General features: G+C 63.6%; 25 protein-coding genes. 9 read left to right on the forward strand and 16 right to left on the reverse strand.

The features are described from left to right. Nucleotide 1: 1 nt before the first annotated feature. The gene (locus T5B8_RS12865; protein WP_353179318.1) at nt 2–484 is read left to right on the forward strand and encodes a GNAT family N-acetyltransferase; all 483 of its coding nucleotides are present in this window, start codon (nt 2–4) and stop codon (nt 482–484) included. 19 nt (nt 485–503) lie between these two features. Here T5B8_RS12865 and T5B8_RS12870 read toward each other — a convergent pair whose 3' ends face one another. Then, nucleotides 504–1814, reverse strand: a complete 1311-nt coding sequence (locus tag T5B8_RS12870) for an MATE family efflux transporter (RefSeq protein ID WP_353179320.1) — start codon at nt 1812–1814, stop codon at nt 504–506. A gap of 163 nt (nt 1815–1977) precedes the next feature. Here T5B8_RS12870 and hslO point away from each other — a divergent pair, with 163 nt between their 5' ends. After that, nucleotides 1978–2892, forward strand: a complete 915-nt coding sequence (hslO, locus tag T5B8_RS12875) for an Hsp33 family molecular chaperone HslO (protein ID WP_353179322.1) — start codon at nt 1978–1980, stop codon at nt 2890–2892. Nucleotides 2893–2939: 47 nt separating this feature from the next. Here the strand turns inward: hslO and T5B8_RS12880 are convergent, their stop codons facing one another. From T5B8_RS12880 to T5B8_RS12890, 3 genes are read right to left on the reverse strand one after another with little or no spacing between them, the layout of a single operon-like run. Then, a complete protein-coding gene (locus T5B8_RS12880) occupies nt 2940–4595 on the reverse strand; it encodes a diguanylate cyclase (RefSeq protein WP_353179323.1) in 1656 nt (551 codons plus the stop codon). Then, on the reverse strand, nt 4576–4974 hold the full coding sequence (locus tag T5B8_RS12885; protein WP_353179375.1) for a response regulator: 399 nt from the start codon (nt 4972–4974) through the stop codon (nt 4576–4578). The genes T5B8_RS12880 and T5B8_RS12885 overlap by 20 nt, the downstream gene beginning before the upstream one ends. A gap of 41 nt (nt 4975–5015) precedes the next feature. Next, a complete protein-coding gene (locus tag T5B8_RS12890; RefSeq protein ID WP_353179325.1) occupies nt 5016–7406 on the reverse strand; it encodes a PAS domain S-box protein in 2391 nt (796 codons plus the stop codon). Between the two features lie 358 nt (nt 7407–7764). Between T5B8_RS12890 and T5B8_RS12895 the strand changes: the two genes are divergently transcribed. Next, the gene (locus T5B8_RS12895; protein WP_353179327.1) at nt 7765–9159 is read left to right on the forward strand and encodes a DUF945 family protein; all 1395 of its coding nucleotides are present in this window, start codon (nt 7765–7767) and stop codon (nt 9157–9159) included. A gap of 39 nt (nt 9160–9198) precedes the next feature. Here the strand turns inward: T5B8_RS12895 and T5B8_RS12900 are convergent, their stop codons facing one another. Further along, nucleotides 9199–9624, reverse strand: coding sequence for a lysozyme inhibitor LprI family protein (locus tag T5B8_RS12900; RefSeq protein ID WP_353179328.1), 426 nt, complete (start codon nt 9622–9624; stop codon nt 9199–9201). A gap of 68 nt (nt 9625–9692) precedes the next feature. On the opposite strand from T5B8_RS12900, the gene T5B8_RS12905 reads away from it, so the two are divergent. After that, nucleotides 9693–10319: a hypothetical protein gene (locus T5B8_RS12905; protein ID WP_353179330.1), complete on the forward strand. Its 627-nt coding sequence runs from the start codon at nt 9693–9695 to the stop codon at nt 10317–10319. On the opposite strand, the gene T5B8_RS12910 is transcribed toward T5B8_RS12905, so the two are convergent. From T5B8_RS12910 to T5B8_RS12920, 3 genes are all read right to left on the reverse strand, one after another. Continuing rightward, a complete protein-coding gene (locus tag T5B8_RS12910) occupies nt 10297–10527 on the reverse strand; it encodes a DUF3820 family protein (RefSeq protein ID WP_353179332.1) in 231 nt (76 codons plus the stop codon). The two genes, T5B8_RS12905 and T5B8_RS12910, sit on opposite strands and share 23 nt — an antisense overlap. Nucleotides 10528–10535: 8 nt before the next feature. Continuing rightward, nucleotides 10536–11453 (reverse strand): alpha/beta fold hydrolase, encoded by a 918-nt coding sequence (locus T5B8_RS12915; RefSeq protein WP_353179334.1) that lies wholly within the window; start codon nt 11451–11453, stop codon nt 10536–10538. A gap of 69 nt (nt 11454–11522) precedes the next feature. Beyond that, nucleotides 11523–12266, reverse strand: coding sequence for an SHOCT domain-containing protein (locus tag T5B8_RS12920; RefSeq protein ID WP_353179336.1), 744 nt, complete (start codon nt 12264–12266; stop codon nt 11523–11525). 198 nt (nt 12267–12464) lie between these two features. Between T5B8_RS12920 and T5B8_RS12925 the strand changes: the two genes are divergently transcribed. After that, on the forward strand, nt 12465–13079 hold the full coding sequence (locus tag T5B8_RS12925) for an IMPACT family protein (RefSeq protein WP_353179338.1): 615 nt from the start codon (nt 12465–12467) through the stop codon (nt 13077–13079). 1 nt (nt 13080) lies between these two features. Here the strand turns inward: T5B8_RS12925 and T5B8_RS12930 are convergent, their stop codons facing one another. Together T5B8_RS12930 and T5B8_RS12935 are read right to left on the reverse strand one after the other, a co-directional pair. Next, entirely contained in the window at nt 13081–13359 is a 279-nt protein-coding gene (locus tag T5B8_RS12930) for a peptidylprolyl isomerase (RefSeq protein WP_353179340.1), read from the reverse strand. A 124-nt stretch (nt 13360–13483) separates the two neighbouring features. Continuing rightward, the gene (locus T5B8_RS12935) at nt 13484–14242 is read right to left on the reverse strand and encodes a hypothetical protein (protein WP_353179341.1); all 759 of its coding nucleotides are present in this window, start codon (nt 14240–14242) and stop codon (nt 13484–13486) included. A gap of 41 nt (nt 14243–14283) precedes the next feature. Between T5B8_RS12935 and scpC the strand changes: the two genes are divergently transcribed. Beyond that, nucleotides 14284–15801, forward strand: coding sequence for a succinyl-CoA:acetate CoA-transferase ScpC (gene scpC / locus T5B8_RS12940; protein WP_353179343.1), 1518 nt, complete (start codon nt 14284–14286; stop codon nt 15799–15801). Nucleotides 15802–16023: 222 nt separating this feature from the next. Further along, nucleotides 16024–16473, forward strand: coding sequence for a CBS domain-containing protein (locus tag T5B8_RS12945; protein ID WP_353179344.1), 450 nt, complete (start codon nt 16024–16026; stop codon nt 16471–16473). 83 nt (nt 16474–16556) lie between these two features. Here the strand turns inward: T5B8_RS12945 and T5B8_RS12950 are convergent, their stop codons facing one another. Next, nucleotides 16557–17558 carry a hypothetical protein gene (locus T5B8_RS12950; RefSeq protein WP_353179346.1) on the reverse strand — a complete coding sequence of 334 codons (1002 nt, stop codon included), beginning with the start codon at nt 17556–17558 and terminating at the stop codon, nt 16557–16559. Between the two features lie 18 nt (nt 17559–17576). Beyond that, nucleotides 17577–18398 (reverse strand): MBL fold metallo-hydrolase, encoded by an 822-nt coding sequence (locus T5B8_RS12955; protein ID WP_353179348.1) that lies wholly within the window; start codon nt 18396–18398, stop codon nt 17577–17579. Between the two features lie 194 nt (nt 18399–18592). On the opposite strand from T5B8_RS12955, the gene T5B8_RS12960 reads away from it, so the two are divergent. Further along, entirely contained in the window at nt 18593–18979 is a 387-nt protein-coding gene (locus tag T5B8_RS12960) for a DUF2267 domain-containing protein (protein WP_353179350.1), read from the forward strand. 200 nt (nt 18980–19179) lie between these two features. Here the strand turns inward: T5B8_RS12960 and T5B8_RS12965 are convergent, their stop codons facing one another. Beyond that, a complete protein-coding gene (locus tag T5B8_RS12965; RefSeq protein ID WP_353179352.1) occupies nt 19180–19626 on the reverse strand; it encodes a beta-lactamase hydrolase domain-containing protein in 447 nt (148 codons plus the stop codon). 177 nt (nt 19627–19803) lie between these two features. Here T5B8_RS12965 and T5B8_RS12970 point away from each other — a divergent pair, with 177 nt between their 5' ends. Further along, nucleotides 19804–20082, forward strand: coding sequence for a hypothetical protein (locus T5B8_RS12970; protein ID WP_353179353.1), 279 nt, complete (start codon nt 19804–19806; stop codon nt 20080–20082). A gap of 75 nt (nt 20083–20157) precedes the next feature. On the opposite strand, the gene T5B8_RS12975 is transcribed toward T5B8_RS12970, so the two are convergent. Genes T5B8_RS12975 through T5B8_RS12985 form a run of 3 tightly spaced genes read right to left on the reverse strand, consistent with a single transcriptional unit; the run spans nt 20158 to nt 24286 of the window. Beyond that, nucleotides 20158–21432 carry a WD40/YVTN/BNR-like repeat-containing protein gene (locus tag T5B8_RS12975; RefSeq protein ID WP_353179355.1) on the reverse strand — a complete coding sequence of 425 codons (1275 nt, stop codon included), beginning with the start codon at nt 21430–21432 and terminating at the stop codon, nt 20158–20160. Further along, nucleotides 21433–22662 (reverse strand): hypothetical protein, encoded by a 1230-nt coding sequence (locus T5B8_RS12980; protein WP_353179357.1) that lies wholly within the window; start codon nt 22660–22662, stop codon nt 21433–21435. It lies immediately after the preceding gene. Beyond that, the gene (locus tag T5B8_RS12985) at nt 22649–24286 is read right to left on the reverse strand and encodes a hypothetical protein (RefSeq protein ID WP_353179359.1); all 1638 of its coding nucleotides are present in this window, start codon (nt 24284–24286) and stop codon (nt 22649–22651) included. Before T5B8_RS12985 ends, T5B8_RS12980 begins: the two co-directional genes overlap by 14 nt. Between the last annotated feature and the right edge of the window lie 356 nt (nt 24287–24642).

A 24642-nucleotide genomic window follows, 5' to 3' on the forward strand; every position in this document is an offset into this window, starting at 1 on the left:
CATGACCGATCTGCATATTCGCGCCGCCGAACGCGCCGACACGCCGTTGATTCTGCGCTTCGTGCGCGAGCTGGCGATTTACGAAAAAGCCCCCGACGAAGTGGTCGCCAGCGAGCAAACGATCGAGCAATCCCTGTTCGATGAGGGCGCGCGGGCCTTTGCCTTCATCTGTGAAGATGCCGGCGAGCCGATCGGCTTTGCCGTGTGCTTCTACAGCTACTCGACGTGGCTGGCCCGCAATGGCCTGTATCTGGAAGATCTCTACGTAACCCCTGACGCCCGTGGGCGCGGTGCTGGCAAGGCGCTATTGCAGTATCTGGCTCGCCTGGCCGTCGATGAAGGCTGCCGGCGTTTCGAATGGAGCGTGCTCGACTGGAATACACCGGCGATCGAGTTCTATGAAGCTGCCGGCGCGCGCCCGCAGTCGGAATGGACTACCTACCGGCTGGCCGGCGACGCGCTCGTGCGATTCGCCGGCCGCTGAAGATTGGCCGGCGGCCTGTTCAGGCGCCCGCGATGGCCCAATGCTCGGTACGTGTACGCCAGACCACCGCCACCATGCGGGTGACCAGAAACATCGTCAGCCCCACCCAGATCCCGGTCAGCCCCCAGCCAAACGCCCAGGACAACCAGATCAGCGGCAGAAAGGCGCCCAGGGCACAGGCCAGCGTCGTGGTACGCAGAAAGCGTGTGTCTGCCGCGCCGAGCAATACGCCGTCGAGCGCGAATACGATACCGGCGACCGGCTGCTGGGCCACGAACAGCCACCAGGCATACGGAATCTGCGCAAGCACGTCCGCGTCATCCGTGAACAGCCGCGGGATAACCCCGGCCAGGGCAGCAAAGACCCCAGCCAGGCAGACGCCCAGACCGAACGAATAGCGCGTGATCTGCCAGGCCACGGCCCGGGCGCGTTCGACGCGGGCCGCGCCCAGCTCCGCGCCGATCAGCGCCTGGGCGGCGATCGCCAGCGAGTCGAGCACCAGCGAGAGAAACACCCAGAGCTGATAGACGATCTGATGCGCGCCCAGGGCCGCGGCCGACTCGCGTGCCGCCACCGCCGCCGCCGACAGGAAACAGATCTGAAACGAGGCACTGCGCAGGATCAGATCGCGGCCGAGCACCATCTGCGCTTTCATGATCGCCCAACGTGGGCGCACCAGCGCCCGCTCGCCGCGCAACGCGCGCACGAACAGAATGGCTGCGGTGTACTGGGCGAGCACATTGGCCATCGCCGAGCCTTCCAGCCCAAAACCCAGCGGGTAGACGAGTACCGGGCAGGCGATCGCCGACAGGATATTGCCCGCGAGGATATAGCGCAGCGGGCGCACCGTATCCTGGACGCCGCGCATCCAGCCATTGCCGGCGAGGGTGATCAGAATGGCCGGCGCGCCGATCAAGGCGATACGCAGCCACGAGACGGCCGCCTCGGCGACCGTCGGATTGCCGGCAAGCGCCGCGAGTATCGGGTCGGCGAACAAATGGCCGAGTACCAGTACGGTCAGGCCGACGAATATTGCCAGCCAGCTCGCCTGGCCGCCCTCGGCGACCGCATCCGCCCGCCGGCCGGCCCCGAACAGACGCGCAGTACGGGCCGTGGTGCCGTAGGACAGAAAGGTCAGCTGACTGGTGAGTACCGATAACACGGTGCCACCGAGAGCCAGGCCCGCCAGCGGCCGGGCGCCCAGATGACCGACAACGGCCGTATCCACCAGCACATAGAGCGGCTCGGCCGCGAGCACGCCCAGCGCCGGTACCGCCAGCCCCAGAATCCGCCGGGCGGTGACCGGTGTGGCGGTATCGTCGTCTGTCATCGCGCGGCCTGCCCGTCAGCATGATCGCGACGCATGCCAAAGGCGGTGGCATGCATCGCAAGGATCGCGCAATTTATCATTTCGTATCCAGCGCGCCAGCCCTGTTCGTATTGAATTCGCCGGCACGGGCACGCACCTTGTCGATGGACCCAGGAGAATACCCATGTCTGCCATGCCCACCGATCGACTACAGCGCTTTATCTTCGACGACACCCAGGTACGCGGCGAGATCGCGCAGCTACACAGCACGTACCGCGATGCCATCGCCAATCACGGCTATCCACTGGCCGTCGAACGCCTGCTGGGCGAGCTGCTGGCTGCCTGTGCACTGCTGACCGCCACGATCAAGTTCGACGGCACGTTGAGTATCGAATTTCGTGGCAAGGGCGCATTGAAACTGCTGATGGCCGAATCCAACCCCGGCGTGGGCGAACGTGCCCAGCGCCTGCGCGGCGTGGCACGTTTCGATGACGATGCCCTGGCCCGCATCGCCGAACCCACCCTGCAGGCACTGGCTGAAGGCGGCCATGTGGTCATCACGCTCGACCCGGAAGAAGGCCAGCGCTATCAGGGCATCGTCGCGCTGGACAAACCCGATATCGCCGGCTGCCTGGAGGAGTATTTCGCCCAGTCGGAACAGTTGCCGACCCGGCTATGGCTGGCCACGGACGCCGAGCATGCGGCCGGGCTGCTGATCCAGAAACTGCCCGAAGAAGTCGTGCACGACGCCGAGGCCGGCGATGACGACGCCTGGGATCGCATCAACCATCTGGCCGATACCATCACCGGCGAGGAACTCACCGGCCTGGGCGCGGAACAGGTATTGCACCGATTGTTCCACGAGGAACAGGCCCGGGTGTTCGACCCGGCGCCGGTCAAGTTCAGCTGTACCTGTACCCGCGAGCGCTTCGGCCGGGCCCTGCACCAGCTCGGCGCGGACGAGCTACGCAGCGTGCTCGAAGAACAGGGCCAGGTGGAAACCCAGTGCCACTTCTGCAACGCGGTCTATGTATTTACCCCGGCCGATGTGGAAGCACTGATCGACAATCCCGACGCCGAGCCGCCCACCGTGCATTGACTACACGCGCCGCTGGCCGCGCTTGGCCAGCGGCGTGCGCGATCCGGCTAGGCCGAGATGGCAGAATGACCGACGACCCGGTTGCGGCCGGCGTTCTTGGCGGCATACAGACAGGCGTCGGCGGCCGCGATCAACGCTTGCAGATCGTCGTTTTCGCCGGGCACCTTGACCCCGGCACTGAAGCTCGACGTAAACGACTCGCCCGCCGCGTTGAAGGTGAATTCGGCGAAGCTTTCGCGTAGTTCGTCGATAATCTCCACCGCCTTGGCTTCGCTACAGCCAGGCAAGGCCACCACGAACTCCTCGCCGCCATAGCGCCCGAGCAGATCCGAGGTGCGCAGACGTCGCCGCAGCAGGTTGGCCAGCGCGCGGATGACTTCGTCGCCCACGAGATGGCCGTAGGTGTCGTTCACGCGTTTGAAAAAGTCGATATCGAGCATGACCAACGCGATCGGCTCGCCCCGTCGGCGTGCCTGCGACATGGCACTCGCCACGCGTTCCTTGATATCGGCATGCTTGAGCAGACCGGTCAGACTGTCGCGCGACAAGGCCGCCGACAGTTCACGGGCACGGCGCGCGCGCGCCTGAACCGCGGCCACGAACGCGTTGGGCGTGATCGGTTTAATCAGAAAATCGTCGCCGGCCTTGGTCATGGCCTCGAGCTGGGCGTTGGCGTCTTCGGTGGCCGACAGATACATGATCGGCATCTGCAGCCAGCGCGCGTGATAGCGCACCATCTGGGCGAGCTCGGGGCCGCTGCAGCGCGGCATACGCACGTCGAGCACCAGCACATCGGGGCTGAAGTGCTCCATAACGGCCAGCGTTTGCTCCGGCGCGCTCAGGGTCTTGACCGTAAACCCGGCGCTTTCCAGCACCAGCCGGTGGTAATCGAGCATGGCCTGGTCGTCGTCGACCATGAGCACGCGCAGCGGTGTAGCGCGGTGCGCACGCATATGGCTTTCCAGCAGGCCGGCGACGCGCACCGGCTCCAGCGGCTGGGCCATGAAGCCGACCACGCCGGCACGCACGGCACGCAGTTGCATGGCGAATTCGCTGGACTGCTCGGTGGCGAACAACGGCAACGGCTTGTCCATCTCGGCCTGAATGGCCTCGCCGACTGCCAGACCGCCGATTTCGCTGGCGTCGGCGAAATGCAGATCCAGAATCAGCGCATCGGGGCGCTGGCGACGACAGGCCGCGCGCAGCATCTGGCCATCGTCGAACATTTCGGCGCGATAATCGAAGCTTTCCAGAATCCGTATCAGCTGGGCGCCGGTTTCCGGTTCGTCCTCGAGGATATAGATGAGCGGTTCATGGGCCTCGACCACTCCAGGCTGCGGTTCGGTGACCGCAGCCGCCTCGGCTTCGGCTGGATCGTCGTCGCCGAGCAGGTCCGGCAGTGCGGCCACGCGCGCGATTACGCTGGCATAGTCGACTGGTGCTCGGCCACACAGCATGGCATCCAGTTCGCGCTCGCTGGCGCGACAGCTGTTGCCGATCTCGAGATAACCGAACGTCGACGCGCCACCGGCGAGCTTGTGCAGCCGATCGCGAATCTGCTGCCAGTCGTCGACACTGGCATTCGCGCTGTCCTGCTGCTGGGCCCAGACAGCGAGATCGGCCAGCTCGCGCGCCAGACCCACGCCGTAGTCCCGACGCATCTGGGCGAGCTTTTGAGCAACATCAATCGTCGGGGTCGGCATCGAACTGTTCCCATATCTGCCGAATTTGATCGCTGAGCGTGAGCGGGTCGAACGGCTTGACGATCACCGCCGCCGCGCCCAGCGCATAGTAGTTCGCATGATCGGCCGGCTGGGTCTTGGCGGTCATGAACACCACCGGCACGCGCCCGAAATCGAGCACATCGGCGAGTGCCGCCAACGTGGTCGGCCCGTCCATGCCCGGCATCATGACGTCGAGCAATACCAACTCGGGATCGAAATCTACCGCCTTTTCCAGTGCTTCGAAACCGCTGCAGCAACTGAGCACTGTCAATCCGCCCACGTTTTCCAACGCTACACGCGCGATCGCGATAATCGATTCATCGTCCTCGACATGCAGCACCCGTTGCAAAGCCACTATTACTTCACCTGTCACTGCGTTAATCCTCGTGGGTTATTCTTTTACAGGGTTTTAAGCGGTAAGGTCACCTGAAAGGTGGTACCTACACCTTCAACGCTTTCGAAATCGATCGTGCCGTGCATCTGTTCGACCAGTTGTTTTGTGATCGCAAGCCCCAGACCGGTGCCGCCCTGGCGGCGGGTATTGCCGCCATCGGCCTGCGCGAACAGCTGGAAAACCTTGTCGCGAAACGACACCGGAATACCCGGGCCGTTATCGGCAATAGAAATGACCGCCTGGCCATCGCGGGCCGCATACGACAACGTCACCCGGCCGGCAGCGGGCGAAAATTTGATCGCGTTGGACAAAAGATTGGCCAACACCTGGGCAAAGCGCAGGGCATCGACCGAAACCTGTAGCGATTCGTCGCCGACGAGCTGCAGCCCGACATCGAAGCTATCGGCATAGCCTTTATTACTATCCATCGCCTCGACGAGCAGACCGCGCAGATCGTGGATATGGAAATCGAAGGCCACCCGGTCGGCGGCGAGTTTCTCCCAATCCAGCAGATCGTCGACGAGCAGCCCCAGGCGCTCGGAATTCTTCTGTGCCACCGCCAGCATTTCCTCGAACCCGGGTGGCACCGCGCCGAGCGCGCCCGACTTGAGCAATCCCAGCGCGCCCTTGATGGAGGTGATCGGCGTACGCAGCTCGTGACTGACCACGGCCACGAACTCGCTTTTCATGCGATCGAGCTCGCGCTCGGCGGTAATATCCTGAATCTGGGCCACATAATTGAGCGGCGCACCATCGCTATCGCGGGTCACACCGACCGACAGCTGTGCCCATATGCATTCACCGGAACGCGAGAAATAGCGTTTGGCGATCTGGTAGGAGCCGATCTCCCCTTCGACGAGCCTGCTTAGATGGCCCAGATCGTTGTGCAGATCGTCAGGATGGGTGAGCGTCTGAAAATCGGTCTTGAGCAGATCTTCGCGCGCATAATCAAGCATGTCGCAAAGCGACTGGTTGACTTCGACAAAGCGCCCCTCGAGCGAGACCAGCGCCATACCCTGGGGCGCGCTGTCGAACGCGATGCGAAACCGCGCTTGGCTGGTATACAAAGCCTGCTCCATAGCCAGTAGCTGGGTGCGGTCGATCGCGATGCCCAGAAAACCGATGACCGCGTCAGCATGATCGCGAATGGCGCTGAGTACCAGCCTGAGCATGCGCTGGCTGTGATCGGCACACACGAAATGCCAGTCGCGACTTTCGATCTGCCCACGCAGCGGGCGTGCGGTAATAGCCTCGATAGGCGTGAGTTCACGCCCCGCTTCAGCCTGCACCTCGGCGACGAAAGCCGCCAGTTCGTCGCGATCGTACAGGTCGAGCAGACTCATACGGGCGACCGCATCGGACCACGAATAGCCAAGCAGGCGTTCCGCGCCGGGATTGAACAGCGTGATGGTGCCCGCGTTATCGGTCGCCATGATGGCGACTTCGGTCGAGGCATCGACCACTGCCTGCAGATACTGGCGTACCTGGGCAATTTCGCGTGCATGTGCCTTGCGCGCGGTGATATCGAACATCGCCGCGACCGCACCGATCAAGCGCCCCTGAGAGTCGAAGAATGGCCGCCCACTGCACACCACCGATCGCGGCGCCAGGTCATGTGTTTTGATACACATTTCGACATCGCGTACCGATTCACCCCCCAGCGCGCGAATCAACGGCACGCGTTCGGGCACGAGCAGGGTTTCGCCATCGGCCTCGTATAAATTGAAGTATTCGGCCCACTGCGCCTGCGGAATATGCATCGGGTCGCTCTGGTGCCAGGTACGCGCTCTGGAATTGAATAGCGTGAGTTCGCCCTGGGCGTCGCAGGCCACCACACCGCCCGGCAGCGCTTCCAGCAGGCTGCCAAGCATCGCTTCGCGGGTTTCGGCATTCCGCTTGGCCAGGCGTTGTTCGATCAGGGCCACGGCCAGGTCGGCCAGATCTTGCAGCCCCTCGCGCTGGCGCTCGTCGAGCGGTCCGGGCAAAGAGTCGAATACACACAACGAACCCAGCCGGTGACCAGCGCCAACCTTGAGAATGATGCTGCTATAAAAGCGTACATGCGGTTCGCCGGTCACCATCGGGTTGTCGGCAAAGCGGGCATCGTCGCGTGCATCGGGCACTTCGATCAGCCCGTCTTCGCCAAGCACGGCCGCACACATCGAAATATTGCGCGGCGCTTCGGTGGCCTCGACCCCGAAGCGGCTCTTGAACCATTGTCGGTCGGCGTCGATAAATGTGATCAACGCGTGTGGGACGTTGCACAGCCGGGCCGCCAGGCGCGCGATGGCATCGAACTCGGCTTCGGGCTCGGTATCGAGCAACGCATAGTCGTCGAGCACGCGCAGGCGCTCGAGTTCCATATCGTTCGAATACATGTGTTCGGTTACAGCCATCGTTGCCGCCACAAGCGGTGATTTTGGATCATATCGGTCGATATCGGCCGTTCTGTACTGTTTCTGTAAATATGGCGCAAAGGATAAACACCCGACCGACGCAAACCCGCGCGCCAAAAATGAGACGAGCTGGCGGCCGCTGACCGCTACTGTATGGCCGCAGATGCGCGCAGCCAAAATGTCTTTTCCAATCAGCCGATTGGGTCAGTTTTCGAGAGTATCCGAATTACCCCCCAAAAACAGGTTATTGGCGCAAAAAGGTGGCCGCTGAAATGATTGCCTGCACGATAATGATGCGCACGCCGGCTACGATGCATAAACTCGCGCCCTTGTTACCCTTGCGAACAAGAAAGCCTCGATGAGTAAAAAGACGATCGGCATCGCCGTCGTAGCGATCCTATTGGTGTTGGTTGCCGGCGTTGCGCCCTACTGGATCGGTACCAAGGTGGAAAACGAGTTCCGTGACGGCATTGCCCAGGCACGCACCGAATTCGGCTACCCCATCGAGGTGACCGGTTATGAGCGCGGCTGGCTGCATTCGCATGCAGTCACACAGCTACGTATCGAGGACAAGACCTTCGATATCGAGCACGACATCACCCACGGCCCGCTGCTCGTTTTCGGCTGGGCTCGCATCCACAGCACGCTGCCGCTCGATGTGGCCCCCAAGCTCGACCACTTTTTCGACGGCCCGCCGCTGGTGGCGGACACGCGACTCGGCTTCGGCGGCGGTTACCGTATCGATATCCACTCGCCGGCGTTCGACAAGGATGTGCCGGACTATCCGGATGCGCATGTCCGCTGGGACGGCCTTGAAGGCCATTACGCGCGCGACGACAACCAAGTGGATTTCCAGCTCGGCGGCGGCGGTCTGCAAATCGACGCTGGCGATCGCCATGTTCTGGTCGAGGATATCGCCCTGAGCGGTTCGGGCAGTGCCATGGCCAACCTCGGCAACGATGATGCCGCGCTGGACTGGGGCAGCCAGTTCGAAGCCAGCGTGGGCAATTACCGTGTCTACGAGAAACCCGGGCTATTCGATATCAGCTACGGCATGCGCCTGAAGGCCAACAGCACGCAGGCCGAAGACGACACGGTCGAACTGCATGCCGGTTACGACATCACCGATCTGCGCGTTAAAGGCACCCCGAGCGACGGCGAACCGGTCGATATCGACATCGACAACGCCGCCATCAAACTCGACCTGACCGGCTTGCAGGCCGATCCGCTGGAGCAGTTGATCGTGGCAATGCGCGATCTCGACCCGGCCAATCTGTCGCCCGAACAGATCCAGGCACGTACCGGTCGCGCGCTGATCGAGCTGGGGCCAGAGATCCTGTCGGGCACGCCCAAGCTCAGCGTGGCGATCCCGGCCATCGACACCGGCCACGGCCAGGCACGTGCGCTCGCCAGTGTGGGGCTGTTTTCGCCCGACGAGTTACCACAGCAGCTCAAGGAAATGGCGCGCGAAATGCCCCTGATGGCGCTGGCCCAGCGGCTGACGCTCGATGCGGATGTATTCGTCGACCAGCAACTTATCGACTGGACCGCGACAAAGCTGGCCAGCGAAAAGCCGGCCATGGCACGCGATCTGCGCACGCAGCTCGACGCCCTGGTGCAACAGGGGCTGCTCATGCGCGAAGACGGCGCCGTGGGTTTGAAGCTGCATACGGATGTGAACACCGTGGTGCTCAACGGGCGCACCATCCCGGCGCAACAGCTCAAGCCCCTGTTCGACAGCCTGTTTCAGTAGGCCAACTCGCGGTAAGGCCGGCCATCTCGCCAGCTGGCCTTACCGCTGTTCGAGATACGACCACAGCGTCCGGGCCCGGGCGCGCACCAGCGCGTTGCGGGCCTGGCCGACATCCAGCGCGGCCGAGGTGCCATGGCTTTCGCGCGTGAACAGCCGGTTCAAGAACTCGAACTCGGCGTCGAGGAAGGCCAACCAGCGGCGCTGACTGGCCCGTAAGCCCGCTTGCTGGGCCGGGGTCAGGCGGGTCATCAGCTGCTTATAGGCAGTATTGAGCTCGTCGTCCAAGGCCTGGGCCATGTCGGTGCTGGCCTGATTCATGGCCCGCGTCGTCGACGCATTGGCAAGCCGTGCGTCATAGGCGGCCATGCGCGCCTGGAAGTCGTCGACATAAGCCGGCGCATCCGGATTGGTGATTGCGCCGGCGCTGGCGGCCACGCAGAGTAAGAGCATTGCCAGATATTTCATTATCCACTCGGCTTACGCGCTAGGATGAAGCGAATGCATCGACGCTGTCGCGCCTGAGCTCGCCTATCATGACCCAGATCGCCGCCTTTGTTCGCTCACGACCCACCATACCGCCGGTGCTGCTCGCCGCGGTCGTGCTGTTGTTGCTCAGCGGCTGTGCCGTACTCGACCGGCAAGGCGATAAATCCTCGCCGGCCGACGGCGAGACCCAGAGCACGCGCGCCCAGCTCAATGCCGGCTATAGCGATCTGTATTCCAACGCGAGCGGGCTGGCGAAGGTCGACACCCTGTTGTACGTGAAATTCGAATCCGACGACGTGGAGCGCGTTGTCACCGAGATGACCGACTACTGCGCCGCGCTCGCGCAACGCCTGGAAGCGCTCGCGGCCGATTATCCCGCGCTCGATCTGCACCAGCAGGTTGACCCGCCGATCATCAAGGCCGCACGCGACGCCCAGAAGAAAGCCAATCTCAAACGCTTCGCACCGGTGGTCGGCGATTCCGGCACCGCCTTCGAGCGCGGCCTGCTCATCCGCCTGCTGGGCGCGGCCGACCAGCAACACTATATGGCCGCGACACTGGCCGAACGCGAACCCAACCCCGCGCTGTCGAAAATCATGGCCGAGACGGGCGAACGCTTCGCCGGTTTCTATGACGAAATCGACCGTCTGCTCAAGGCGCGTTTTTATCGTTAGCGCGGCGTAGCGGCGCCAGCAACGGTTTCAGGCCGTTGTGGTCGATTTCGTGCATGAGCGCGAGCAGCCGACCAATCTCGCCCCGGGGAAAGCCGCTGCGGGCGAACCAGTTGAGATAATGGCCGGGCAGGTCGGCGATCACACGGCCTTCGTACTTGCCGAAGGGCATGGTGCGGGTGACCAGTTTTTGCAGATCCGCCGTATCCATTGGGCTTTTCAGGCCGGGGCGCCGAGCGCGGCGATAAAACGATCATAAGCGTCGAAGAACGCGTCCGGCTGCTGAAAATAGGGCAAGGCGCCCGCATCAAAGGATGTCACACGCGACTGGGTATGCGCCTCGACGATATCGCGGGCAGCGGCATCGGAGAAATCACTGCGTTTACCGTAGGCTAACCAGACCGGCTGGCTCAGGCCGCGGTACAGTCCGGCCGCGTCGGCACTGAACAGATAACCGGAAAGAAACGACCATGGCGCATGGCGCGCGCCCGGCTGGTGGGCGCTGCGATAGGCATAGTCGATAAGGCCCGGGTCTACATCCTTGCCGCCAAAGGTTTTTTCCAGAAAGTAACGAATACTGGCCCGGCTCGAAAGCGCGCTGAAAAGCCCGCGTGACAGCGCGTTCGAGGCCGTGATCGCGCCGTACAGCCAGCGCTTGCCCCGCGTTGCATCGCCATGCGGGCGCGCCGATGCCCGGGTGTCGACACCTGCCGGGCTGACCAGCGCGATACTGCGATAGCGCCCGGGTCGCTGCTGGGCCGCGCGGGCCAGATACTGGCAAGCGACCGAACAGGCCATCGCATCGACCTGGTCTGCCCCGGTATCGGCCGCAATCTGCTCGATCCAGGCATGGATGGCATCGGTCATCACGCCTGGCGTGTAGCGTATCGCCGCTCGCGTGCTGAAACCGTAGCCGGGCAGATCGATCGCGGCGACCGGTCGTCTGCCGCGATAGCGATCGTAAACCGGCTTGACCTCGTAGGCCGACGCCGCCGCGTTGATACTGTGTACCAGCACCAGCGGCACTCCGCCCGCGCCATCGCCCTTGTCGAAATAATAGCTGATCGTGCCGACATCGGTTTCGAACGTGCGCCGTTCGCCCGCCAGGGCCGCCGGTAGGTTATCACTTGTGTTCATGGCAGCTCGCTGCTCGAAAAAGGAATGGCCGCGCCTGTGCATGCTACGCCATGGCCGGTTGCAGCGCGTCTAGAGTCTGGCCAGCAGTTCCTGTTTCTTGGCCGCGAACTCGGCTTCGCTGAGCACGCCCTGTCGCTTGAGCTCGCCCAGGCGCTCCAGTGCATCGAGAATGGCGTCGTGCGGCGAGCCAGTCGCACCCGCTCGCGCTGCGGGCGCCGAATCGCCCGCGTCGTGGTCGGCGATACATGCCAGATCGGCGAGCACGACTTCACCGATCTGGCTGGTGAAAACGATCTCGCCTGTCTCGGCGGTCTGCGCCTGAGCCACGCCGGTAATATGATGCGCACCCGTGGCATAAAGCGTGACCCGCCCCGCGCGACGAATCGCCAGCCGCGCCGGGCCGTCGAAATAGGCATAGGCCAGGCTGGCATTTTCGCCACGCGCGGCCGGCTCGCCCAAATCGGCCGGCCACCAGCGCTCGTGCGCGGGCACCACGGTATCCCAGCCACGCGCATTCGGATTGATTCGCCAGGGTTCGTGACGCCGGTCTGCGGCCTGTTCGCGAAACAGGCGCGACAGGGCATTACACAAGGCATCGATACGATTTTTGAGCACCTGATTGGCCGGCTCGGTGATCATGATCAAACCGCCGCGCATCCACTGGCCCGGGCCCGCGAACTCCGGGTGATCGAACATCGCCATATCGCCGCCGCCTTGGACCACGGCAGACCACAGATGCGCCACCGCGGCCACGCTAAAGCCAAAGCGTTCGGCATGATCGGCAAGCTGAGCCGGGCTGGCGGAATCGTTCATGGCGAGATAACGGGCGAATGCATGAGGTGGCCTATTCTAGGGTCTGTCGCGGCATTCGCGTGCCGCAGGTTTGTGTTGCAATACAGGCTTCGGTCCACACCGGTTATCAAGCCGGCAGCCAACAGCCGGGCCGGTCAGCGGTTTTCAATGGCGTCGCAGCCGGCGGCCGCGGCAACGGTTTGCCCGTGAGGAGTTTCCATGCGCTTTCGCATGCCGCGCGCGTCGCTCGATGCCCCCTATAGCGTCAGTCTCGAGATCAAGAAGAGCCAGTTCATCGGCTGGTGCGCGGCCATCGATCGCGCCGAGGAGGCACAGCGACTGGTCGCGCTTGCCCGTGAGCGCTATCCCGATGCCACGCATCATTGTTCGGCGTTTATCGCCGGCGCGCCGGGCGAGTATCAGGCCATCGGTTTTGCCGATGATGGCGAGCCCGGCGGCACCGCGGGCCGGCCGATGTACCAGGTGCTCGAGGGTAGCGGTCTGGGCCGGATCGCCTGTGTGGTGATTCGTTATTTCGGCGGCATCAAGCTGGGCACCGGCGGTCTGGCGCGGGCCTATGCACAGACCGTGAGCGCGCTGCTGGCCGATCTGCCCACCTGCGAATACATACCGCGCCGCCCGCTCGTGCTCGAGCTCGGCTTTGCCGACGAACAGCCCGCCCGTGCCTGGCTTGCCGAGCACGAGGGCGATATCGTCGATGCTGCCTACCATGCGGCGGGCGTTAGGCTGACCGTGGCCTGGCCGTTAGACGCAGGCGTCACACTGGCCGAACTCGACGCCCGCCTGGGCGGGCGCCTGGTCTGTTGCGAGTAGCTCAACCGCGCTCGGTGACTTCTAGCAGGTGATAGCCGAACTGGGTTTTCACCGGGCCCTGTACTTCGTTGAGCGGCGCGCTGAAGACCACTTCGTCGAACGCCGGCACCATCTGGCCACGACCGAAGGTGCCCAACTCGCCACCCTTGCGGCCAGACGGGCAGGATGAATGCTCACGCGCGACCTCGGCGAAGTCACGACCGTTTTCGATGTCTTTCTTGAGCTCGAGGCACTTGTCTTCGCTGTCGACGAGAATATGACGGGCGCTGGCTTTGGTCATGGCAGATACTCCTGCTTTGAAAGATAGGCCCGCCATATTACGGCAATTTCTGCCCAAACGACCGCCGATACCGACCCACGAACCGGGCCCGGCCGGAACTGACCCAAAACCGCGACGCGTCCGCTTAATCGGACAGGGCGTTGATGTCGTTGATCAGCTGTCGAAGAATGTCATCGAGCGCGGCCTTGGTGGATTGCTGAACGGCATTTTTCTGGCCGAATGCGCCGGCGAGCATCATCTTGCCCATCTGCGATTTGCCGCTCGATTCGTACACTTTCGACAACCGTTCGCGCCCGCCCGCTTGCAAGGTCACATGCATGGAGATCTGGGCGGCAAAATCGTTGAACGAATACGTTTGCAACGCGAATGTCAGCAAGCCGTCGCTTGCCGCGTTGGCATCGGCTACCTTGCGAAGCCCATTGAAGGCGGTCTGTACATCACGCGACTGCAGCGTGTCGTCGAGCATTTCGCCGATGTCCACGACCCACTTGTTGGCCACACCGGTGCTGAACGCTCTGAATTCGTAGCTCAACGCTGCCGTTCGGGGCGGCAGATAATAAGCCGAAGCCCGGTCGGTGGACGGCAGGTTCGAATCGCCAGCGTTTTTCTCAAGATACTGCGGATAGTCGCTCGCGACATGGGTCGCACAGCCGGTCGAAAGCACCGTCACCGCAACGAAGCAGCACAGCAGAACATGACGGCTTAGCCGTCGAGCGGATACGAACATCTTTTCCCCCAATGAATAGGCATATACCCGCCGCACCTGGAGCCACCCCCGGCTCGTCGACGTGGGTTCGGCGTTACCGCGTAATCTAGCCATAGTCGGTGGATAAGCCAAATCGACAATCCGTAAGCGGTATCGTCCCCATGGCCGGCCGATCAATCGACTAAAATGGCGGTTTGTTTGCCCGCCGAATCGCGCCCATGATCGAACTCGCCGCCCAACGCTGCCAACTACCGGGCTGGCGCGACCGCCTGCACAGCGCGGATGAGGCGGCGGCGCTCATCCACGATGGCATGACCGTGGGCATGAGCGGCTTCACCCGAGCCGGCGAAGCCAAGGCGGTACCGCTGGCGCTGGCCCGGCGTGCCGAACGCGATCCGCTCAAGATCACCTTGATGACCGGGGCGTCGCTTGGTCACGATATCGACGGCATTCTCGCCGATGCCGGCGTGCTGGCCCGGCGCATGCCGTTTCAGGTCGATAAACGCCTGCGCGGCGCGATCAACCGCGGCGAGGTCATGTTCGTCGACACGCATCTGTCGGAAATGGCAGAACAGTTGCGCCACGATCAGCTCGGCGCGCTGGATATCGCCGTAATCGAAGCGGTGGCGATTACCGCCGACGGCGGCATCATTCCCACCACTTCGGTGGGCAACTCGGCGAGCTTTGTGGCCCAGGCCGACCAGATCATCATCGAACTCAATGTCGCCGCGCCCGAAGCGCTGATCGGGCTACACGATATCTATCTGCCCGAAAAGCGCCCGGGGCGGCGCCCGATTCCCATCAGCGCGCCGGATACACGCATCGGCACGCCGCATATTCCGGTCGATCCGGACAAGATCGCAGCCATCGTGCTCACCACGGAACAGGACAGCCCGGCCGAGATCACCCCCGCCAACGCGACCACCGAACGTATTGCCGAGCACCTGATCGAGTTTTTCGAAAGCGAAGTGGCCGCTGGCCGGATGAGCTTGTCACTCATGCCGCTTCAGGCCGGCATCGGCAGCGTGGCCAACGCCGTGTTGCACGGGTTGATGGCCGGGCCGTTCGAAAATCTGACCATGTATTCGGAAGTCCTGCAGGACAGCACCTTCGAGCTGCTCGACCACGGAACGCTGCGTTTTGCTTCGGCGAGCGCAATCACGTTATCCGATGCTTACGGCGCCAGGGTATGGAACAACCTGGCGCACTATCGCGAGCGCATCGTGTTGCGCCCGCAGGAGCTATCCAACCACCCCGGCATGTCGCGCCGCCTGGGGGTGATCGCGATCAACACCGCGATTGAATTCGATATCTACGGCAACGTGAATTCGACTCATATCAACGGCACGCGCATGATGAACGGCATCGGCGGCTCGGGCGATTTCGCCCGCAACAGTCATCTGTCGATCTTCGTGACCACCTCGACCGCCAAGGCCGGCGCGCTGTCGAGCGTGGTGCCCTTCGTCAGCCATGTGGATCACGTCGAACACGATGTAGACATTCTCGTGACCGAGCACGGGCTTGCGGATCTGCGCGGGCTCGCGCCGCGTGAACGCGCCCGCCTGATCATCGATCGCTGTGCCGATCCGTTTTATCGCCCGGCACTGGCTGACTATTTCGAAACCGCCTGCGCACGCGGTGGCCATACGCCGCATTGCCTGGAACAGGCACTGGCCTGGCATGTGGCCGCCGAACGCGATGGCTCGATGCATGCCATGGTGGCCGGACAGACCTAATCCAGCCGGTACGCGCCTGTCATACCCGCATCGCACGCAGCTCAGGCTTGCGCCCTGGCGGCCGATAGACGCATAACGGCTCGCGTGCGCACGCCCGCCGCTGCTGTTGATCGCCATAGCGTTTGCAGACATCGTCCAGCCCGAGGCCCAGCAACCCGCCCGGGTTGAATCACTGCCGTGCGATATCGTGCCCACACTGCCGCCATCGGAGAATAAGGATTCATGAGCACTGCGACCCGTGCCCGCGTTGCCGACATCATGACCCGCGAGGTCATCACGCTGAACCACAACCAGACGCTTTACGACAGTCGCGAGCTGATGGGCGTACATCAGATTCGCCATATACCGATACTCGACGAGGACCATCAGCTGGTCGGGCTGGTGACCCAGAAGATCGTGCTGCGTGAAGCGATCAAGATTGCCGAAACCCACGGTTCCGATCAGCTGGGCCATCGCATGGGCCAGATACCGTTGGCCGATGTGCTCCAGCACGACTTCAAGACCGTTACCAGCGATACGCCGCTGGTCGAGGCCGGCAAGCTGCTGCTAAGCCGCCGCCAGGGCACGTTGCCGGTGGTCGATGACGGCGTACTGGTCGGTATCGTGTCGCATATCGACTATGTTCGTATGGCCATCGACCTGATCGAAGCCGAGCACGCGTCGGCGTCCTAGTTCGGCGCACCTGAACCGGCAGCGGGCCATTCGCGGGTTGGGCCGTTCTAGCATCGGCTAAACCGATGCGCCGATGTCGGCGATCACCCGCGCACGCCGACACGGGCCACGATGTCGTCGACCTGACGGATTTGCTCATCGCTGAGCTTGTGGCGCCAGCTGTCCACCCGCTCGCGAGCACTCAGATGCGCGCGATGTGCCGAGGTCGTGCTGCTGTTGAAGCCATCCGAGCGGGCGCGTTTGACGTCGAACCCCGCCTGGGCGAGTCGCGCGGCTAGGTCGAACTCGCCGGTGGCCAGCGCTTCGTAGGGCACCTTGATGTAATGCTCGGCATGGGCATCCACGAATTTTTCCGTCAGCGCCCAGTAGGCCACCAATCGCTGGTCGGCATTGCCTTGGTCGAGCTCGTCGATCAGTTTCGCCATCGGCGCGAAGAACGCCGCCCGCCCGTCGTCTATCTCGAGCAACAGCCGGCGCAGGCCGATGCGATCGGCCTGAAAATCCTGCCAGCCGGCGCTTTTGTAGCTGGCCAGCACGCCGTGCGGGCAACGCCGGATATGAAAGACGGGCACGGCCAAGCGCTGGCGCAGGGCAGGCACGAGCAGCGCGCCCCGCACGAACTTGGCCACCACGCGCGGGCGCATCGCCAGACCATGCTGCATGATCGACTCGGGCACGCCCCGCGGGCCGCGACCGTGGGCGCTCAGATTGGAGCGCGAGCGCTGGATACGCACATCCACCAGACCATAGCGCAGCACCCGGCTCACATACCGCACCAGGCTGTCGTCCAGCGCGTAGGGCATGAGGTAATGATCGGTGCGGCCGCGTTCCATCGTTGCCGGCACGAGCGTATCGAGTACCGCGCGATAGCCCGGCAATTCCGGCTGGAACGGTTCGAACACGGGTTTGGCACGCCACAGTTGCGTGAGCTGTTCGAGCAGAAAAGTCGTGCCGCTACGCCAGAAGCCGGTCACGACGACGCTGTTGCCCGGCCGCAGGAACCCGCTCATGGCCCAGTCCACGGCACCACCGCCGGCCAGCCCCTGTCGAAGCGCCTGGCGGTCGCATCGTCTCGCGAGGTTCATATCGCACCCGGCATGGCGCTAATCCGGCATCGCGAGTTCATCGAAACGCGCGGCGAGGTCCTTGAGGTTCATGCGCAGTTCGTCACTGCCCATCGCCATGCCGTGCCCGGTCATCGCCACCGAGGGTTCGAGCGCGGCCAGGCGCGCGACCGAGGCTTTGGCCTGGGCCCAGTCTTCGGTGAGATAGCGCGGCGGGCCGCTGATTTCGCTCTGCTGGGTGAAGACCTTGTACAGCGACTCCTGCTGTACGGTCACGAACGCATCGCCGGCGATCAGCGCGCGGTCGGCCTGGCGAAACAGCGATACATGCCCCTGGGTATGGCCCGGCGTGGCTACCCAGCGCCAGTCCGGCAGCTCGGCGATGGTGCCGTCTTCGGGCAACGCCCGTACATGGGCGCCGAGATCCACCGGCTCGGTGGGAAAGAACGGCGACACCCGCGCGACCAGGCCGCCGCCCACGCTCGGATCCGGCTTGGGGTAGGCCTTCTCGCCGGTCACAAAGGGCAGCTCGTCGGCATGCACATACACCGGCACGTCCCAGTGTTCGGCCAATTCGACCACGGCACCCACATGATCGAAATGCCCATGCGTGAGCACGATCGCACGCGGCGGTACGTCGACGCCGAAACGCTGCTCGGCGGCTTTTCGGATCGTGTCTTCGCTTTTGGGCATGCCGGCATCGACCAGCACCCAGTCCTGCGCACGCTCGGGATGGCCCACGAAATAGACGTTGACGATCTGAACCGGCAGGCAATAGACGTCGTGGAGCACTTCGTGCCCATCGCCGCTGCGCAGCGAGCTGACCGGCAGTGTCTTGTCGTGAAGGGGATTGAAGGGCATGGCGCACTCCTTGTTCGCACGGGTGTGGCGTAAGGCGCACACCTTGCGTTTCGCTGGGCGGATACGCCTATCCGTAGAAATGCGCGCAGCAGGCGTCAGGGTTAATCGGTATATCGCCGCTGGCGGGGGCGGTCCAAGCTGACTGGCATATTCAAACGGCGCCGCCCGTCCGCGCCACGAACAGGGTATTGATCATGCAAACCGACCGTTTCATCGCCCAGGTCTACGACGCCTGCCCGCAGCTCGATCCGGACGTCGTCCATCAGGGCACGCTGATTACGCTGGACACCCTCTGCGAGCACCTGCCCAAGGGCCAGGCCAAGGAAATGGCATCCCAGTTGCCCGACGAAATCGCCGATGCGGTCATTGCCGGTGGCAATCGGGCGGATACGACAGATGTGCCCATCAGTCTGGAGGCGTTCTATTCCAAGCTGATGTTTCGCGCCGAGCTGGAACAGGCCGATGCGCAAGCGCTCGCACGTGCCGTGGCCAGCACGCTCAACGACGCGCTCAGCCAAGGCGAAGCAGACAACACCGCCTTCGATTTGCCTGGCGAACTGGAGAACCTGCTCGCCGACTGACCGGCCGGTCAGCAGTAAGCCACGGTCGCGGCGGCTCGTTCGCCGGCTACCCGGCCGGGCCCGGCCCGGCCTCTCGTGGTCGCTGATCGCAAGGTTCGGGCAGGGCGTTGGCTTACCCTGGTGTCTGTGTCACACCGCGTAAGCGAAAAACCGCCTGTCGAAGGGGCGCGCCAAAACGCGCGCCTTGCGCACGCGCCAGGTCAGCCGATCTTGGCGGCCACCGCGTCGAGCAACGGCGAATCCGGGTCGAGACCGGCGGTAATCCCCAGCCCCATGGATTCGTGATCGCTCTTGTGCTCGATGAAACGCGCACGATAGGCGATCAGCGCGCCCACCCGGTTGGCGCTGCCGCAATGCACGAGCGCCGGCAGGGCACCGGGCACCAGGGCTTCATCGAGCAGCCGTGCATTCGCGTCGTTGATATCGTCCGGCCCGGCGACCGGGATATGCACATAGTTCATACCGGTTTCTTTGACGACCGCAGCCTCATCGAAATCCTGCAGTTCGCCCTCGGGCCGCAGGTTGATGACGGTTTTCACGCCCTGGGCCTGTGCGGCTTTGAGCTGGGCGGCGGTCGGCTGGCCAGCGGTAACGATACCGCGCTCGAAGCGGCGCGCGTTTACCAGGCCATCGGTGTAGTCGGACATACGGATTGCTCCTGCCTATAGGTCATAAGATGGGCGGGCGCGCGCAAACGCGCCGCGCCGGCGAGCGATGAGGTGATCGACGCATCGGCATTCGATCCGTCGTCGCATTACTTGCCATTGTCCAATGGTAACGTAACGGCAACGCTCAGGTAAGAAAACACACGGTTGACGCCATGCATGCCTTTCCACGCGCTGCGAATGCGCGCCGGCGAGCAGGGCCGCAGGTTCGCCGTGGCCGCATCCGAAGTCCACGCACCCTGGCCCAACACAGCGCGGGTCGAACAGTCGGCCGCCGCCGCCGAAAGCCTGCGCAGCCAGGCCATGGACCTGGTGAAGCTGGTTCAACAATTCCGCCTGGCCGGGTCGTCGGTCAACGCGACCGCAACCGGCCGCGATGAAAAGACGCTTTCCGGCGCGCCCCGGGCGCTAGGCATGTCCACCCCAGCCTATGGCTAACCTCGTCGGGGCGGTGCCCATCGCGGCGCCGCCCGGCGGCCAGGGCCGACCGATACGCCAAAAGCGCGATAAACCCTAGGGCCGAATCCAGCGATAGCCGTAGTAACCCTGGCGATTACGATAGCCAAAACGCAGCCAGCCCGGCTTCGTCGGCGCGAATTGCGCGCGTTCGTCATAGCGCAGACTGGCCATTGCCCGCCAGTGCGCACCGCCATCTTCGCTAAGCAATAGGTGTTCGCCGTCGCCGATACCTTTTTCGACCAACAGGGCGTGGGCATTGGCACGCAGATTGTTCAGCCGAACATCGCCGCTGGCCAGAACAGGCGTCCACTCGCCCGTCCGCAGGCGATAGAGCGTATAACGCTTGGGCTCGCGTGTGGCATAGATACCGAACAGCTGCCCGCCCGGACCATTCGCGAGCATGGCAAAGCTGCCGCGGTGGCGCGAGACCGCCAGAATCTCGCCGCTATGCGCATCCATGCGCACGATCGTCATATTCTCGTTGTCGCTATACCGGTCGCCCGTGATGGCATACAGCTGGCCCGCGTCGTCCAGCCACCAGCGAAATGACTCGCTGGTGTCGCTTTGCAATTTCTTCGAGATCAGCACGTCGTCGTGGGCAATGAGCCGGGCTTCGTCGGCGAGCACACGCCAGTGCGCACCGCCATCTTCGGAGCGATACACCCGGCGATAGCCCTCGACCCAGACATTAGCGCCATCGATGGCGAGGATATGCGGCACATAGGCTTTGTTCAGCACGTTGTGTGCGGCCACGTGCCAGTGCTCGCCAAAATCCCGGGACGCAAAGACCGTGTTGTTCTCGTAATCGGGCAGTTGGGCAATCAGATAACAATGGCCGGCCGGGCCACAGTCCAAAGTCTTTACTTCCCCCTGCAGGCGGGCGGCGACCTGCAGGCGCTGGTCGTCGCCGCGCAGCAGATAGTTGATCTGCTGGGTGTCGGTATCGCCCATGAGCTGGTCGACACGACGCGCGATTTCGTCCTTTTCCACCGTGTCGGCGGGCACCAGGCAATTGAGCACGGGTTGCTTGTCGCCCACCGCGATCTCGCCGCCGGCCGGGCAGGGCGTTGGGCAGTCGCCATCCTGCGCACAGGCTTCCACCTCACCGTCGCGGCCGCTGGAAACCAGGCTGGCCAGGATATGCCCGCCTGCGCCGGCCAGCTTGAGCTTGGTTGCATCCACCGGCTCGGCCAGCCGGGTGGCGAGCCGTTGTTCCGGCTGCTCGTGCCAGCTATCGGCATAACCGACGAACAGATACCAATACAAGCCGAATACCGCGTATGCCAATAGCGCCGCGAGCACCCACGGCCGTAACCAGACCGGAATCATTCAGGCAAGCTCATTGATGATGGCGCTTCGCTGTTGGCGTAGCCGCCACTGAAACGCGAGACCCAGGATCTTTTCGAGCGGCACGCGCGCTCGTGCTCGAAAATAGAAATAATGGATACGCTCGGCGATCAGGCCGATCGCGCTGAAAAACAGCAGCAGCATCAGTCCGACCGCGCCGAGCATCCGCGCCACCTCGAGCCAGTCCCAGTAATCGGGCCCGACACCGCGCTCGTACCAGTCATAGAACGAAATACCGAGCAGGATGACGCTCATGAACGCGCTTATGAGCCCGACGAGCACCAACACGAGCCACCGCGCCATGGACGTATAGGGCGTACCCTTGAAGGCCACATGGGCGCTGCCGTCGCTATGGTTGAGCACGCCGCGGATTTCGCCGTCGGCCATGGAGGTCAGCAGGGCCACGCGATCGCCCTGGGCGAGAAACAACGGCGAGCGGCGCGCGAGAATCGGATCCAGCGCGCGGCGCCAGTCGCCGGCCTGTGTCTGCAGGCCGAATGTCGCGCCACCACAATCCAGCTGGTATTCGTGCACGCTGTATTGGGCGCGCCCACTGCCATACGTTTTGAGCGCGACCCGGACTTTACGCAAGCGATCCTGTATCACCCCGATATCGCCATAGACACCATCGGGGCGGGCCAGCTCTGGGGGCGCTTCATATGACGGCGGCGCGCTCAGCGTCGGCTGCTGGCCGCGCTTCATGGCCGCGAGCGCGCGGCGCAGACGCCGTCGGCCCGGGTGCAGGGTCATCAACACCCGGTAGAGCGACCACCCGAACGCGGCCGCTGCGACACAGAACAGCGCGATGCGCAGCAGCACCCAACCGATATTGACCGCGCCGGGCAATACCAGCGCCAGGGCGATCGGTAGCCAGCTCAAGGCCAGCACCAGCGGTGCCAGCCAGCGCCGGCGCGTGGGTTCGCCTGCCCATACCTGACCATCCGCGGTCTTGACCCAATGCAGCCAGGCGTTGCCATCTCGTAGCCGATGGGCACCGACGGTCACCTGTTCGCCGCGGCGCAGTTTGCGCGCCAGGGTGTCGACATCGAACTGCTTCGCATCGAAAAAGAACACGCCGCCTTCGGTACGCAGACGATAGAGGGTCGTGCTGTCGGTGATGATCAGCTGCGTAAGATCACGACAGGTCACGCGTACGAAAAATACTGCGCCGGTGCGTTGCGACACGTCGGCCACGGGTTCACGGGCTGTCATGGCGAGCCTCCTGCGCGCGAGATGATGCATTCGCAGACGACGCGTCGCTGGACTGCCCGGCCGATGCGTCGTTGGCCAGCGTTTTGCGGATCGTACCGTCGTCGAAACGCCGGATGCCGAATGCCGCGGTGTCGATGTCGCGGCGCTTGAAATCCTGCTTGATCACGTCGACAGCGGCCTCGAAGTCCGTCTCGGTCATGCCGTAGTAGTGCGCGCCGGCGACCATCAGGCGCGGCGGCGGTGTCATCTGCAGCCAGCGCGTCACCAGAGACATCGGCAGGCGCGTGCTCGCCTGCTCCATCTGCTCGGGAATATCGGCGACATCGCGATAGCGCACCCGCCAGGTGATATCCGGCATCTTGCGGCCGGTGAGTTTTTCCACATCCACGCCCTCTGGCGGCAGCAGGAAGAAGAACAGCCGGTGTTCGCCGGCCACCGGGCGCAGCGAGATCTTCGAATAGTTCGACAGGGTCAGCGTGTCGTCGTGCTGAATACCCATGCGATAGCCTTCGGCTTCACCGTCGACGATGAAACGCGAGATACGCCCGGCGGTATTCATCATGTCGAGCGTGTCGATACCCACATTCTGCATATCGACATTGGGCGCGAGCACCGGCTTGGCGCCGTCCGCGGCGACGTTGCTCCACAGATAGACCGGGCCTTTTCCGGCGATCGCCTGCTGTAGCATGCTGGCGCTTTTGTCCAGCGCGGCCGGCGCGCGTTCGGCCATGTTGTCGAACGGGCCCGGCGCGAATGTCGACTTCACCCAGCCCATGTCGCAGGCCCGGATGGTATAACTCAGCGACAACAGCACCATGCCCAACGCGGCCCATTTGCTGTTGCGTTTCATCTGCTCGCGAAAGCGCTGCCCGGCCTGCCGATTGGCTTGGCTAAGCCGGCTGGCCACCGATCCATCGCCTTCGTCGGCATTCGGGCTGGCCTCGGCACGGGCGGCGGTAGCCGGGCGCGGGCGCGTGACCCGATCGGGTGGCGTGCGTTCGCGTGCCGCGCTCGACCCGGCGGATGGCTCGCGCTGCTCGGCCGGCGCCGGCGCCGGCGCGGCGCCGGGATGTCGAGACGCCGGCGTCGCGGCCGCGGACTCACCAAACCACCGCGCGCTGCCGAATACCGCAGGGGCTGGCTCGTGGCTGCCAGCGGCGGCGGATACCGTATCCACGAACGCCACGTAATCCAGCAGATCCGATTCGTAGTGGCGCGCGTCCAGGTGAAAACGCAGGCGCCGCTTGTCGGTAAGCTTCAGGATCAGCGCCGGCGCGCCGTATTCCCAGCGCCAGAGCTTGGTATCGTGGGCGATCTTGCAGCGCGTGATCCGAGCATAATCCACCCGGCCGAACAGCTGCGAACTAAACCCGCTGGCGTCCAGGGCCAACGTATCCGCGCGCCCGCTGGCGGCACGCACCCGCCAGATCGCCAAGCCCAGCGCAGCCAGCCAGATAACGATCGCAATCGCCGCAATCAACTGATCGTAGGGCGCGACCACACGCTGGCCGACCAACGCCAGACCGATCGCCAGAACCACGGCCCCGCCCAGACCCAGCAGCCACGCCACACCGCGCAGGTCGGCCCGATCGTGGTGGTAATGCAAAAGATCCGGCGAACTCATCGCAACTCGCTTATCAATGTCTGCTACGTGCCAGTCGGCGATCGAGAACGCCCGATCGATCGCCGCCTAAAATTACGCATTCCATCAGCCCAGGCGTGCTCGCGTTGCACGCCTGTCGACATAACCGCCTTCCTGATCGGGTACACAGCTGTGCATGCGCATGCACATCAGACTCTCCGGGCTGCGAGCGATCGATCTTTCGCCTTATTTGCGTGTCGTCGCATTCATTGGCGGACCACCTGCTTGCCTGAGTGCGGCCCACGTTTCATACAACATCAAAAACGCCGCTGAGCCACGTGCCGCGTATCCGCATACCTGGCCCGAACCCGTAGGTGGCGGAAGAATAAAGCAAAACC

It is taken from the genome of Salinisphaera sp. T5B8, from assembly GCF_040361255.1.
Taxonomy (GTDB): Bacteria; Pseudomonadota; Gammaproteobacteria; order Nevskiales; family Salinisphaeraceae; genus Salinisphaera.